At 37.1% G+C, this 14,107-nt stretch carries 14 protein-coding genes; 1 reads left to right on the forward strand and 13 read right to left on the reverse strand.

Going from position 1 to position 14,107, the window contains the following annotated elements:
• Positions 1 to 131: 131 nt before the first annotated feature.
• A complete protein-coding gene (gene ilvA / locus V7164_RS21595) occupies positions 132 to 1,400 on the reverse strand; it encodes a threonine ammonia-lyase IlvA (RefSeq protein ID WP_335355204.1) in 1,269 nt (422 codons plus the stop codon).
• Positions 1,401 to 1,639: 239 nt separating this feature from the next.
• Between ilvA and V7164_RS21600 the strand changes: the two genes are divergently transcribed.
• On the forward strand, positions 1,640 to 1,876 hold the full coding sequence (locus tag V7164_RS21600; protein ID WP_335348497.1) for a hypothetical protein: 237 nt from the start codon (positions 1,640 to 1,642) through the stop codon (positions 1,874 to 1,876).
• Positions 1,877 to 1,907: 31 nt separating this feature from the next.
• On the opposite strand, the gene V7164_RS21605 is transcribed toward V7164_RS21600, so the two are convergent.
• The 12 genes from V7164_RS21605 to V7164_RS21660 all read right to left on the reverse strand — a co-directional run.
• Complete coding sequence (locus V7164_RS21605) at positions 1,908 to 2,393, reverse strand: dihydrofolate reductase (RefSeq protein WP_335348498.1); 486 nt, start codon at positions 2,391 to 2,393, stop codon at positions 1,908 to 1,910.
• On the reverse strand, positions 2,390 to 3,184 hold the full coding sequence (locus tag V7164_RS21610) for a thymidylate synthase (RefSeq protein ID WP_335348499.1): 795 nt from the start codon (positions 3,182 to 3,184) through the stop codon (positions 2,390 to 2,392). The genes V7164_RS21605 and V7164_RS21610 overlap by 4 nt, the downstream gene beginning before the upstream one ends.
• A gap of 61 nt (positions 3,185 to 3,245) precedes the next feature.
• Positions 3,246 to 3,947 carry an anthrax toxin lethal factor-related metalloendopeptidase gene (locus V7164_RS21615; protein ID WP_335355205.1) on the reverse strand — a complete coding sequence of 234 codons (702 nt, stop codon included), beginning with the start codon at positions 3,945 to 3,947 and terminating at the stop codon, positions 3,246 to 3,248.
• A gap of 192 nt (positions 3,948 to 4,139) precedes the next feature.
• Positions 4,140 to 4,748 (reverse strand): TerD family protein, encoded by a 609-nt coding sequence (locus tag V7164_RS21620; RefSeq protein WP_335346291.1) that lies wholly within the window; start codon positions 4,746 to 4,748, stop codon positions 4,140 to 4,142.
• 97 nt (positions 4,749 to 4,845) lie between these two features.
• Positions 4,846 to 5,958 (reverse strand): toxic anion resistance protein, encoded by a 1,113-nt coding sequence (locus V7164_RS21625; RefSeq protein WP_335346292.1) that lies wholly within the window; start codon positions 5,956 to 5,958, stop codon positions 4,846 to 4,848.
• A 4-nt stretch (positions 5,959 to 5,962) separates the two neighbouring features.
• Positions 5,963 to 7,600, reverse strand: a complete 1,638-nt coding sequence (locus V7164_RS21630) for a YceG family protein (RefSeq protein ID WP_335346293.1) — start codon at positions 7,598 to 7,600, stop codon at positions 5,963 to 5,965.
• Positions 7,601 to 8,078: 478 nt separating this feature from the next.
• Positions 8,079 to 8,888, reverse strand: a complete 810-nt coding sequence (locus tag V7164_RS21635; RefSeq protein ID WP_335355206.1) for an HAD family hydrolase — start codon at positions 8,886 to 8,888, stop codon at positions 8,079 to 8,081.
• Complete coding sequence (locus V7164_RS21640; protein WP_335355207.1) at positions 8,888 to 10,003, reverse strand: cysteine protease StiP family protein; 1,116 nt, start codon at positions 10,001 to 10,003, stop codon at positions 8,888 to 8,890. Before V7164_RS21640 ends, V7164_RS21635 begins: the two co-directional genes overlap by 1 nt.
• Positions 9,996 to 11,378: a phosphoribosyltransferase family protein gene (locus V7164_RS21645; protein WP_335355208.1), complete on the reverse strand. Its 1,383-nt coding sequence runs from the start codon at positions 11,376 to 11,378 to the stop codon at positions 9,996 to 9,998. The genes V7164_RS21640 and V7164_RS21645 overlap by 8 nt, the downstream gene beginning before the upstream one ends.
• A complete protein-coding gene (locus tag V7164_RS21650; protein ID WP_335355209.1) occupies positions 11,305 to 12,516 on the reverse strand; it encodes an HpcH/HpaI aldolase/citrate lyase family protein in 1,212 nt (403 codons plus the stop codon). The genes V7164_RS21645 and V7164_RS21650 overlap by 74 nt, the downstream gene beginning before the upstream one ends.
• Before the next feature lie 98 nt (positions 12,517 to 12,614).
• The gene (locus tag V7164_RS21655; RefSeq protein ID WP_335355210.1) at positions 12,615 to 13,382 is read right to left on the reverse strand and encodes a TerC family protein; all 768 of its coding nucleotides are present in this window, start codon (positions 13,380 to 13,382) and stop codon (positions 12,615 to 12,617) included.
• Positions 13,383 to 13,562: 180 nt separating this feature from the next.
• Positions 13,563 to 14,107, reverse strand: a 545-nt coding sequence (locus V7164_RS21660) for a TerD family protein (RefSeq protein WP_335355211.1), incomplete at its 5' end; no start/stop codon positions are given.

Genomic DNA, 14,107 nt, shown 5'->3' on the forward strand with positions numbered 1-14,107 from the left:
ATTCAATTATAGTGCTTTTAACAACGCTTGTGGTAAAAGATCAAGAAAGTTCATATTTAGTTCACAAAACGCTTTACCTTCTTGTCACTATAATAAGCTGTACCATTTTCATTATAATATCGGATGCTATTTTAAACAAGTAAATGGAAAAGATTACTGTCTTTATTAATGTCTGTATAGGCAAATCCTTTTTTATTCATTCGTTGGATTAAACCAGGGTAATCCTCTTTATTCTGCAGCTCAATTCCTACTAAAGCCGGACCATTATCCTTATTATTCTTTTTTGTATATTCAAATCTTGTGATATCATCATTAGGTCCAAGCACTTCATCAAGGAACTCGCGTAATGCACCAGCACGCTGAGGAAAATTAACAATAAAGTAATATAAAAGTCCTTCATACAAGAGGGATCTTTCCTTCATTTCCTGCATTCTGCCGAAATCATTATTACCCCCGCTAATCACACAAACAATATTCTTCCCTTTAATTTTCTCTTTATAAAAATCAAGTGAAGCAATTGGCAAAGCACCTGCAGGCTCTGCAATAATCGCATGTTCATTATATAATTCCAGGATCGTTGTACATACTTTCCCTTCAGGCACGAGTAAAATATCATCAACAAATTCTTCGCAAATGTCAAAAGTTTTTTCTCCGACACCTTTGACTGCAGCTCCGTCAACAAATTTATCAATTTCTTCTAGTAGAGTTACAGTTTTATTTTTTATGGATTCGTTCATCGATGCTGCACCTTCAGGCTCAACACCAATCATTTTTGTCTTGGGGGAAATACTTTTTATGTAAGTACTTAGCCCTGACATTAATCCGCCCCCGCCAATACTAGCGAAGACAAAATCGATTGGCTCCTCACTGTCATTCAATATTTCAACTGCCACGGTCCCTTGTCCTGATATGACCCTTTCATCGTCAAAAGGATGGATAAAGGTCCGATTTTCTTCTTCAGCACATTTATTGGCTTCAGCATAAGAATCATCAAATGTATCACCAACTAATATAATATCAACAAAGCCGCGGCCGAACATTTCAACCTGGCTTACCTTTTGACGCGGTGTCGTAGTCGGCATAAATATTTTCCCTTGAACACCTAGATGTCTGCATGCGTATGCTACACCTTGAGCATGATTGCCCGCACTTGCACACACAACGCCATTTTTTATTTCTTCTTCACCCAATGACTTAACTGAATAATAAGCACCTCTAAGCTTAAATGATCGGATATGCTGCAAATCTTCCCTTTTCAAAAACACATTACACTCATATTTTTCAGAAAGACGCTCATTTCTTTGCAACGGGGTATGGGCGACGATATCCTTCAGTTGTTGGTATGCAATAAGAATATCCTCCAGTTGCACCCATTTTTTCTTTAAAACTTTCTGTTCCATATTGTCACCCTCACTTATTTCGATTTAATTTTTCTATTATACCACTTGTATACTTGATTTCAACCCATATAAATTAAATTTTTTTATTTTTCCGATATTAATTGAATAGCAATCTAAGAATTTATCATATAATATGCAAAGTGAATTTTTCTAATATTAGGAAGAAATCGATTGTCACTGATTAGCTGAAATGTTTAGATGAAACGATAATTTTGTATGATTAATAGGGGGTGGGGCAAATGGAGTTTTCATTATGCAGTCTTGATTGTGCATTGCCTGTAGAAGTAACATTAGATGAGGATAACGGGCGGTACATGATAAGGAAAAGTGATTCAAGCGGGGAATTTTTCAATACTCCCCACGAGCTCATTCAATGGGTTAAGAGTAATTTCTCTGCTGATGAGTTTTGTGACCCTACGGAATTTCAGGCAATGGTCAAAAAGTTGACGGACTATTTAGTCAACCCTAATGGTTAGTTTAAAAAAAGACTCCACGTAGGAGTCTTTTCTATTTTCTATCATAAATTTCAAATTCGTAGTCATATGGATTTTTCTCATCCTTAATGCCCTTTTCCTTCGTAAGGAGCTTCCATTCAACCATCTTCAGTTCTGGAAAAAACGTATCCCCTTCAAATTGTTCGTGAATCCGGGTTATATAAAGACGATCTGCAACGGGAAGAAATACTTTAAATATTTCAGCACCGCCAATCACAAATATTTCTTCTTCCTTTTTATTGCTATATTGAATAAATTCTTCAACTGAGTGGAATATCGTAACGCCTTCTTTTGTGAAATCATGGTTACGTGTTATTACAATATTCTCTCTTCCGGGAAGTGGCTTTCCAATTGAATCCATCGTTTTTCTCCCCATCGCAATCGGATGTCCTATTGTTGTCCTTTTGAAGAATTTCAAGTCTTCTGGAAGATGCCATGGCAGCTGATTATTCTTGCCGATGACTTGATTCTCGTCCATTGCCCATATTAAAGAAATCATACACTTACCTCCCCCTTAATATGAGGATGGGCCTCATAATTGACTAATTCAAAATCCTCAAACTTAAATGAGAAAATATCCTTCGCTTCAGGATTGATTTTCATTTTCGGCAATGCCATTGGCTGGCGGGTTAGCTGCAGTTTCACTTGATCTAAATGATTTAAATAAATATGAGTGTCCCCAAAGGTATGAATGAATTCTCCTGGCTCCAAGTCACAAACCTGTGCAATCATGAGGGTGAGAAGGGCATAGGAAGCGATATTAAATGGCACCCCTAAGAACACATCGGCTGATCTTTGGTAAAGCTGACAAGATAGTTTCCCGTCAGCTACATAGAATTGGAACATGCAATGGCACGGAGGAAGCGCCATCTTCTCAATATCTCCAACATTCCATGCATTCACAATCATCCGTCTAGAATCAGGATTTGTCTTTAATAGATGAATTAATTCGCTGATCTGATCTATTGTATTGCCGTCTGCTCCTGTCCATGATCTCCATTGATGACCGTAGACAGGTCCTAAATTGCCTTCCTCATCGGCCCATTCATTCCAAATTCTAACCCCGTTATCCTGGAGATATTTAATATTTGTATCCCCTTGTAAAAACCAGAGCAACTCATGAATAATGGATTTTAAGTGCAGTTTTTTTGTTGTTATGACCGGGAACCCTTCCTGAAGATTAAAGCGCATTTGATAGCCAAATGTACTGATTGTCCCTGTTCCCGTTCTGTCTTCTTTTTTGACTCCATGTTCGAGCACGTGCCTGCAAAGCTCTAAATATTGTTTCATTTACATCCAACCTTTTCTATTCGTACATGGTTATTATTCTATAACAAACCAACATTTTTTCCTAATTTAAATTTTTGATAAAATGATAGGTTTCCGGTGCTTTATCTTTTAATAGTTCATTTGTATCGCTATCCAGATAATAATAAGCAAAGGCTTCTGCAAAATACTCCTCTGGAAATGTTAAAAAATAGTCTTGATTAGGAAATATTTTTGCACTTTCAAGCTTCCAGACAGAAAGAAATTTTTGATTGTAGCGAATACTGTTATAAACATATTTATCAATCGAATGGGCAAGCTCATGCAGCTCTAAATTCACAGAACCGTGCCCCTTTCCTTTTTCGCTAAAACCTATCTTAACTAAAACAGTTTTTGACCCGCCTATTCCTGGAACATCATCCCAAGTAGTTTGACTTTTGTACCCCCTCGGAATCATCCCGGATAAATACTGTGCCGTTGGATTGTCCGTTAATTTGCCGACAAAGAGCTTAAGTTTAATATCTTCTTTGGCTATTTTTTTCAATAGAAAATAAGGTAAATGGTCAACCCTTTCGATAATCTCAGCTGCTTTAAGCTCATCGAAAGGATCAAACGGAAGGATAATAATACTTCCGATTAAACTTGGAGATTGGAGAACTAGGGATTGGTGAAGAAGAGAATTGTGCGGGTAATTCTTCAGTTGAATACCGCCCATTGCTGCTTGCGAACTGCCCATTAAAGTAAGGGTAAGAGTCGTTAATATACACAATGCCACTATTCTTTTCATCGTAGACTCCCCCTCCCGCAGCACTAAGGAAAACTTCTAAACTCTCTAAAATATATTTTATTTAAATTATACCATATGAAAAAATAGCATTATATAATCGCAGTCTAGCGAAAATTTGGAAATTCCTTTTCAAATAGTCGAAAATATGAAAAAGCCCTGACAAATTTGCCAGAGCTCGTTAACCAAATTTACTTAAGTATAGGAACGAACAACATCAGCTAAGCCTGGTGAGGAAGTGCCTGTTCCGACTGCTGCAAATTTCCAATCTGCACCGTGACGGTAAATTTCACCAACAACTAAGCATGTTTTGCCGCTATAATCATCTGTCAAATTGTAATGAATCATTTCTTGACCATTTGCAGAATTCACAATGCGAATGAACGCGTTTTGGATCATCCCAAAATGCTGTTTACGTTTTACACAGTCATAAATATTAACAACGAATACAAGTTTATGAACTTGTGCTGGAACACGGCTTAAATCGATTAAGATCTGCTCATCATCTCCATCTCCGTCACCTGTCAAGTTATCACCTGTATGCTGTACACTTCCGTCATTGCTTTTTAAATTACCAAAGTAAATGACATCACTGTTATTTCTAATTTTATCATTTTCACCTAACATGATTACGGACGCATCACAGTCGATATTTGCTCCGCCACCACCACCGAATAGTGATCCTAATAATCCACCGCCGCGGCTTTGTACTGGATCCCAGCCAAGTCCTACCATAATTTTTGATAATCCTGGATTTCCTTTTGTTAAATCGACTCTTTGACCTTTTTGTAAATTAATAGCCATGTTTTCACCTCATTAAATTTTTGATCCTTTAGATCTTTGTCTTCTTCATTTATTTTAGCTTTTTCATGCTGCACAAGTAAGGGGGAATGCTTTTTGGTTAGCTTCCTTGGTGCTTAATTTTTTTAAAATTATCCTGTAGCTGTTCTAATCTTCTTGTACCTTCTGCACGCATACGTTTGTTTTCTTCTTCGATTGCTTTTGTTTCCTGCATTCCCTTAATAATAATATTCCAGGATTCCTCTATCGTTTCAATCTTAATGCTTGGTGCCCCAGCAAGTCTAGCAATATCTGCGCTTTGCGAGGAAATATTTTGGGCATTGCGAAGGAGCATTTCATTTGTTCTTCTATCAAGCTCATTCATGGAATCGGCTACTAGCTTTTGACGTTTGGCAGCAACCGCTTGTATCAAGCCGTTTTTAAAGATTGGAATCGTTGTAACAAAAGCGGAATTAATCTTTCCAATGAGCTTTGTGTTTCCTCTTTGTAATAAACGAATTTGCGGTGCTGTTTGAAGTGATACCATTTTCGCCATTTCCAAGTCGTATACTCTTTGTTCCATAAGGTCAATGGCATTTCTCAATGTATCTAGCTGCATGGAAGCCATTTGATCTCCTGCAGCCGTTCGTGCTTCAAGCTGAGGAAGCTGATTCGCTTTAAGCTCGTCAATCTTCATTTGTCCTGCTACCGCGTATTTTTCCAATGTTAAATAGTATTGATAGTTTTGCTCGTACATTTGATCAAGCATTGTAGTAGAGTCGACCATTTCACCTTGATATTTTGATATTTCCACATATACTTTATCAATTTCTTGGCCCATCGTCTGGTATTTCCCAAAGAGCTTATCAATAAGCTTTTCGCCTTTTTTGAAGAGCTTACCGAATAACCCTCCAGATGTCTTTTCAAAGTCTTTCTTATCAAACTTATCCATAATTCTGCCAAGCTGCTTTAATAATTCCCCAGAGTCCTCAACTTTTGTGGATCTCATATTACTTAATATTTGATCAGAGAAACGTGAAATTTGAGTAGCTGGCTCTTTACCAAATTCAAGAATTTGGATTTGATCTCTCTCATCAATAGACCGTGCTAAGTTTTGCACCTCAGGGTCATTTCTAAGAGCTAGTTTAATTTCCGATGCTGATGCTTCTGTAAGTTTATCCTCTTGCGTTTTATTCAAAGTAAGATCTAGATTTGTCTGCTGCAATTGATTCATGACATCAGTCTCCCCTTAAATTTTTAAATATTCCTCTTACCTTTTTTAATATGGAAGGTTCTTTAAACTCCTGTTCAAATACAACATCCTCCAGCCAATGCACATCATATATTCCATCCTCTATAAAGTTTTCTAAATCATTATGTCCTGGCGGATTGTAAAGGACAATGTCAATTCCAAATTGATTTAGCAGCAATAACAATGCTGCATCTGTCCTTGTCATTGTTCCATTGAGTTCATTGTTATAGAGAATGAGCTTCGGTACATCCTGTGAATAGTCAAATTTTTGGAGCAGCTGCAAAACACTTGCTGGAATCTGCATGCCTTGTGAAAATAAGTAGGTTTTCAATTCCTCGATATTTTCGTGATAGATTGGTTTAATATATGGACGTGCACATATATTTCGAATGGCTGTTGCTATTCCATTTTGAAGTCCGGTTGGCAAGTGCTGGTATTTCCAGTAGTGCGCCGTCACCATTTTATGAGGATCAAGCAACCCATCTTTACCGAGGGCATTGCGATAATGAAATCGAAAATCATTGTTCACATTATTTGTAAATGGGAATCTTCTAATTAAAAGACTATAATCGTACTCTGATATTAATTGTAAGCGGTCCCAATACTCCTTCCGATTTTTGCTTACACCTTGTACTTTAGCAAAAATAGAAGGAATTTTGACTTGTCCGTTTTTCACTTCAAAATTTGGCCGTACCATTGCCTTTTCTTTAATTAAAATAAAAAGCTCATCGTATGTTGTTTTCAACGTGACAGATAAAGGCGTATAATCTCGGAGCTGCCATGGCTTATAAAGACCAGACCCTTCATGGTTTAATATAGACTCAATCTCTCTTGAAGCCCGGTAGGCAACAGTAGCCGAGCGTCTGCTCTTTTCAGTTGGAAATCGCTCCGGGTCCTTTCTCTCAGGATAGCTGTAAACAAAGGTTCCTTCTAACCCCTCATTCCAACCAGCAAGCCAATCACTCCCTGATGGCGAGAAAGATACAAGATCACACCCTAAATTCATTAAATAAAAAAGGAAGTATTTATGGCTATTATTCGTTTCTCCATACCATAAAAATTTCGGCATCGCTTTTTCCAGATCGATATGGTTCCAATTTTGTCCAAGATGGTTAAATGTCCATTTAATAACATCGACAAGGACCCTTCTCAATTCTTGACTGTTTAACCCCTCTGGCTCCACTGTTGAAAACAGCTGCAATGTCGAAATCATCGCTTCCCTTGTTTTCCGATGCAAAGAGGGGATATTGGATTTTAATAATAGCTGTTCACCGTCAAGGAATGCCACAAATCGATTAATGGATAGCTTTTGATCCCTATTAATATTTAACACCTTTTGGATGGCTTGAAAGTGATGATTATCGATTGATTTATCAAGTGCCTCTTCGCTAATTAATATGAGGTCAGCCTGCTCTGTATGGATTAGATCATAAAGACGATTATAATACTCATCTTCATCTAAAGGAACACCTAAAAAGCGGGCAACCACTTGACCTAAATGAATGGTGCCTTGCTCAATAGAAAATTGCGGCCTTTCCCTCAATGGCTTTTTCAAAGTACTCAACCAATTATCATTAGATACTGGCAATAAATTCGTTTTTATTTGATTATAAGAATGATTCATTTTATTTTCCCTTCCCTTTGCAAGCGAAAGATGGTAATAGCATGTATAAATTTTTCTAAAAGCAGAAAAAAATATGAATATGTAAAGTTATTACCATCATATCACACCTGAAGAAGTTTTCTAAAACGATTCCATCAATATTCCAAAAAAACTTCGAATGAAATTCTTCTATTTTCAATCTTTCACCCTTTTTCTCGTCCCTGCATATGTTTAAGTACGTTGAATTATAGAAGGTGAATAAAATGAGGTTCCTATTTAGAAGGGCGAAATACCATTTACAAGAATCAGATTTAGAGCCCGTTGAAACAGTTTTGGGTTCGGGATATTTTGTATTAGTAGATTTATTTTTTTGGTCCTTACTGATTACATTTATGACAATGTCTCTGCATTTCTCATTAGTATGGGGTTCTATTATCTTTTTTACTTCATACATGTTTGGAGGAGGCCTATTCTTAATTTTAAGAAAGTGGCTTGGGGATTAGCCGCTAATCGTTACATCTGTTATATTCCTAAATATTTTTGATAAAATCTCTTCCCCAGCCATTACTCCTCTTTTATTAGTTAACATATAATGAGCATCCTCAATATTCTCATTGGCCAATTCCCCATGAGATGGAACAAATGGAAAATCACAATCTTTTAAAAAATCATGATCAAGCAGTGAATCACCAGCCCCATAAACAGTTAAGATTCCCTCACGCTCTTTAATAAACTTAACAGCCTCGCCTTTGCTTATTGGATTTGGCATAAAATAGAGCTTTCTTCCCTGTATTGAAACTCTCCAGCCAGCTTCAGCCGCCTTATGTTTCACGATCATGATTGCTTCCAGGCTCAAGTTTTCTTCAAGAATATAGTAAAAGAATAATCCTTCGGCCCTTTTTATCGTTCCCGGTATATTTAATTCCCGCAAATCTTCTTCCATTTCTTTAATGGGTTTGCATTCAGTTTTCAGACGCTCCTGAACTAATCTTTGCCATTCAATTAGGGGGTCCCCCTTATAAATGATATTGGCACCATTTGACGTAATTGCATATGTTAGTGGAATGCAGGTCGAAAATATAAAGATTCGATTAAATTGATCCCATGTTCTAGTCGTTACAGGGACAAACAAAATATGGTCTGCAATTTGGCGAAGAGCTTCTGCAGACCTTCTTGTCATAAACGCAACTTCCCGATCTGCTTTTTTCTCCACTCCGATAAGATCATTCACTTCTGTTTGTTTAAAGTCTGTCAGAGCCCGCTTTGAATAAATAAGTGTACGATCTAAATCTGATGCAAACATTTTCATTATTTCATTCCTACCTTTTTAATTAATCCGCAGCATGTATAGCTCATCTCCGGATAATGTAAAACTTCAACATTTCTTTCTTTAGCAAGCATTAATATATGTCTGACATATGGACTTTCCATATCCTTCATGAGAATTTTCCATGGCACTCTTCTTAGTAAAACCCTTGTCGTTTCTCCAACACCCGGTTTAATATAATTTGTATTCTCAATATTATATTCTTCTTTTATTTTTTTCACATCTTGCATACCTTGAAATGTTGCCTTTTCATGGGACTCAAGCAGGTAAGCCGCAGATTTAGCAGCTTCCTCATAAATAGCAGGAAATTCATTCGTAATTACATCTAAATACTCATTGGAAACATCAGAACCAGCTAAATCCTGATAATATTTTGCCCCATGAAAATCATTAGGTCCAATAAGTTCTTTATTTAGGACTGTGCGGCTTATCAATCCAGATACTGTTGAGTTTAAACAGGCACTAGGAATTAAGAAATCCTCTCTAGTTCCATAAAGAGTCGTACAATGTCCAGGATCTGCAAGTACAGCGAGGCTATCATCAAGCGCAACACCATATTTCTCTGAAATATCCTTACAAGCCTTTATTAATTCAATCGAAATTGCACCTTTACCTGTCCATCCATCGATAAATTGAATTGTTTTTCCCGGATGTTTATCTAAAATATATTGAATTGCATTTTCGTCCAAACCTTTATCGCGAATGATAGAAACACTATAATGAGGTAAATTTGCATGATATCTTCCCTGAATATAACGTTTGATTAAGATCCCGATCGGAGTACCGGCCCGTGCCAAGGAAACTAGCACAGTATTTTCTCCTTTTAACTTGTAAATTTGTTCCGCAACGATCCCCGTGCATAAAGCGACTTTTTGCTTATATTCGAGCAATGTTTCGCGAAATAATTCTATATAATAGTCTGGTGGCTGATATTCAACCGGTAAAGTTTCGCTATAATGCTGTCCTAACTGAATTTGCTTTTCCCGATTATCAATCGAACCCTCCAACTGAAAATGGCTTAGATCCTTCAAAAGAAAAATCACGTCATTTTCAGCATAAGATCCAAATTTTGTTATATTATTTATTGAACTATTCATCTCGTAAACCTCCATTAAAGAATACTATTTTTATGTCTCTAATGTTTGTCTTTTTCAATTCATTAAGGAATGGCTGCAGTTCTTCCTCCGATACCGCTCTTTCAAAAAACACAAACAGATCATCGTATTCATTTGGGGGGATATTATAAACAAATTGGTCGACTTTCCAATCTTCTGGATTAGGGAATGATAGACCAAATGCTGCTCCATACGATTGACGATTTTCAACGTATATAGGGCTTCTAGTAGAAGACTGATAGCTGACACCATTTCCCATGTACGAGGCGATTATCATCGGCATATAAATAAATTCGCCTGTTCCAAGGCAAAGTGTTCTTTCCCCTAGTCTATGATTTTTTAAATACCTTCCCACTTCCTCCATTGACTGATTCCAATCATGATTTGTCACAGAATTTATTCCGAATCTGCCTGTTTCTTTTACATAAGGAATGCTCTTTATTTTCCCTTCTAATGAAATAGATGAATAGTGGATAGCGGTAGTATGTTCTGGGAAGATATCATGAAGCACAATCTTTTCCACCGTTTGGGAAACGGAAGCAACGCTTGATGGTGAAGGTGTTCGACATTCAATATCCGGTGAACCAATCGCCTTCATAAACCCTTTAAGCAAACTTACTGATTGAATCGTGATTTTAAGCTCCTCTTCAAGCCCCTTGTATAAAAGCTGGTCCTCCTCAGAACGCCAATCCAAAATAGACACAACTGTATACTTATCTCGTGGAAACTGTTTTTGAATGGAGCGAATAATGTTTATGGCCGTTTTTCCCGTTGTCATTTCATCATCGACTAATATAACCTCCCGCTGATTATTTAATAGTGATTCATCGATATAACAACGGTGTGAGGTGGCATGGGAATGCTCCTCCTCAAAGGTTATAACTGGTTCTAACCCTACGAGCTTTTCCCTCGTTGTATGGAAGAAATCTGCTTTTTGGAAATATTGATAAAAGGCATGTCCGAGTGCAGTTGCCGTCTCTGCAAAACCGATAATAACTGGATTTAAATGTTCACCTACAAAAGGCTGTTCAGCAAAACTATCTGAACCATTATTAAACAAGGAAACTAGCTTTTCCCTTAAACCCGCTTTTTCAAATGTAACCTTCTCTAAATAACGATTTGCCAGCAAAGCCCCTGTTAACATTCCCATCCTAGGCTCAATAGGGATATGCTTTCCTAAAACCTTGCTAACAAATAAAAAGGATCTCTTTTTATTAATTCTCGCTGCCATAATAAACAATTCATCGATTGGCAGCTGATATGGATTGTCGGTTATCTCAATTTCAACGCTCAACCGGTTGAGGATCGGAAGCGTAAATTTCGTTGGTGAGCAAGTCGATGTAAGTGTATTCTTCATTTAGCACCCCGTAAACTTCAGATTTTAATAGAATTTTTTGCGCCCAATAGTAATGTGGTTTAATCTCATTCATTTTATTAGAGAATTTACTTTTCATAACACCGATCTTCCCATCAGCCTTATCGATAATATTTTTTGCGTCAAGGTATTCTTCAAATGATACTGTATTTAATGCCTGTACCGGTCTTATATGGGTAGGGTGTATGATCGTTTTCCCTGTCAAACCGTTTGTAATATCCATCAATATTTCTCGTATCAGCCCGTCCATATGTTTATCAATTAATTCTGACCTAAAATGAATTCCTTCCTGCCCATATTTCTCGCGAAAAGGTGTCTGTCTTAGCTGTGGCTTTAACATCCTTTCCTTTGAAGAGAAATACTCCCAAACAGGCCCGGATATAACATATGGATGGTCAGAGCGCAAGAAAACATTAACGATATCTGAGATGCAATCGCGAATAACCGCTATATCATAAACAGTCGTATCCGAATTTCTGCGAATGCCATATAATCCGCAAAAATCAGTTGCCCCAATTCGAATATTGAGAATGAGATCCTCATATTGGTCCACCAAATATTTAATGGCCATTAGCTCATCTAGTCTTGTTTCTTTTTCAATGACCTTTTTTGTTTCTAATATCGGAAGTGCAAACAGTCTATGGCCTGCATCATTAAGCCTTCTAATTTCCTCTAAAACTAGCTTGTCCTTTTCTGGAGAAAATTTCGGTATGACGATGCCCGTTAATAAATCCAAACCTTTTTGAATACTATTCATTAATCGCTTAAGCTGTTCATAACTGCGAATACGGATAAACATTAATGGCAGGTCATCCTCTATTAAAAGGCCTTTCTCCATATCTTCTTTTAAATTTCTTAGTTCCTGTACAAGCATAGACTCAGCTAGTTCTACTTCATCATCACCAATTGCATCCTCTAAGCAAATAACCATAGAGGTCAACCCTGAATGTTTTTTTGTTAGTAAGTCCTGATGAATATTTGGACGGGTTGACGGCATATAGAGCGTTGCCCCCAGCGCATTGGATAGGATGTCTTTCCTTGAATTTCTTGTAAACTCTTGAGGCTTTTTATAAAAAATTTCATTGCAATGAATATCGCTAAGGTTTGTAAATAATCTCATCCTGTTTGCTCCGTTTCCAATAAATTAACAAAAGTAAAATAGGTAAAAAGAAAGGGAGCGGACAATTGTCTGTTCCCTAAAAATCATATAGTAATCTATTATTCACCAGTTGCTGCTTTCTTTTTATTCATGAAATGTACAACGAACGTAGCTGCAAATGTAATAAGTAAAATGATGAAGAAATAAATATGGTCAATGTGGATACCTGCAACACCTAATAGCATCTTCACAGAGATAATCAAGATAAGAACATAAGCTGATGTTTCTAACTCTGGCACTCGATCGATTAGCTTTAGGAACACGCCTGCGATCCCACGCATCATTAAAACGCCAAGCATACCGCCTAATAATAATACCCAGATTTCCTGGCTGACCCCGAATGCAGCTAATACACTGTCAACAGAGAAGGCAATATCCATTAATTCAACAGCAACTACAGTTCCCCAGAATGTTCCGAAGAGACGAATTAATAAACCGCTTTGGTTCATTCCCTTAATTTCATCTTCATCTGCATCTGCTTCTTTCTTTTTATCAATAAAGTATTTAATGGCTAACCAAGCAAGATATCCGGCTCCTAATATTTTTACCCACCATAGCTTGATTAGGAAAACGCCAATACCGATTGCGATAAAGCGGAAAACATACGCCCCGAGTAATCCATAAAAAAGTGCTTTCTTACGTTGTTTCTCCGGCAAATGCTTTACCATTACTGCAAGAACTAGAGCATTATCTGCTGATAAAAGCCCTTCTAAAATAACAAGTGTTCCTATTAATCCCCAGCTAACTGGATTTGATAAAACTTCAACCCACATTTCCCAATTAAAAAACTGGGAATAAGTGTTTAATATACCTTCTAATATCGTCATTCTTGTTTGTTCCTCCCGAAAATGTCTAATTTATGTTTGTAGGTTAATTCACATTTTATCGTATCAAAGGATATGCAGTATACTGCCTTTTAACAAAAGGAATGAACTACCAGCATATCCAATGGAAAATTTTATTCGATAGAATTTTTATTTAAGCACCTGATCTAGCAGCTTCGCTTTTTATCCAACTTGTAAACCGAAATCTTTTGCTAATGCAGCAAGGCCACCCTGATAGCCACTTCCAATTGCATTAAATTTCCATTCACCATTATGTCTGTATAATTCACCCACAACAATTGCCGTTTCTATTGAGAAGTCTTCCCCTAAATCATAGCGGATTAGCTCTTCGCCAGAATCTTCGCTTAAAATCCGAGCATAAGCATTGGAAACCTGTCCAAAGTTTTGATTGCGAGCTTCTCCATCATGAATGGTAATTGTGAACGTAATACGCTGTACATCAGCTGGAACATTCGCTAAATTAACTTTTACCTGTTCATCATCGCCATCACCTGCACCAGTACGGTTATCACCTGTATGTACAACAGAACCATTTCCGCCATTCGTATTGTTATAAAATATAAAGTCGCTATCAGATGCTACTTTTCCATTATCTCCAAGCAGAAATACGGAAGAGTCCAGGTCAAAATCATTGCCGCCGTCATATTTATTTACATCCCATCCTAAGCCTACAACTACTTTTGATAGTCCAGGATTTGTTTTTGTTA

The sequence above is a fragment of the Bacillus sp. JJ1474 genome, from assembly GCF_036965225.1.
Lineage (GTDB): Bacteria > Bacillota > Bacilli > Bacillales > Cytobacillaceae > Cytobacillus.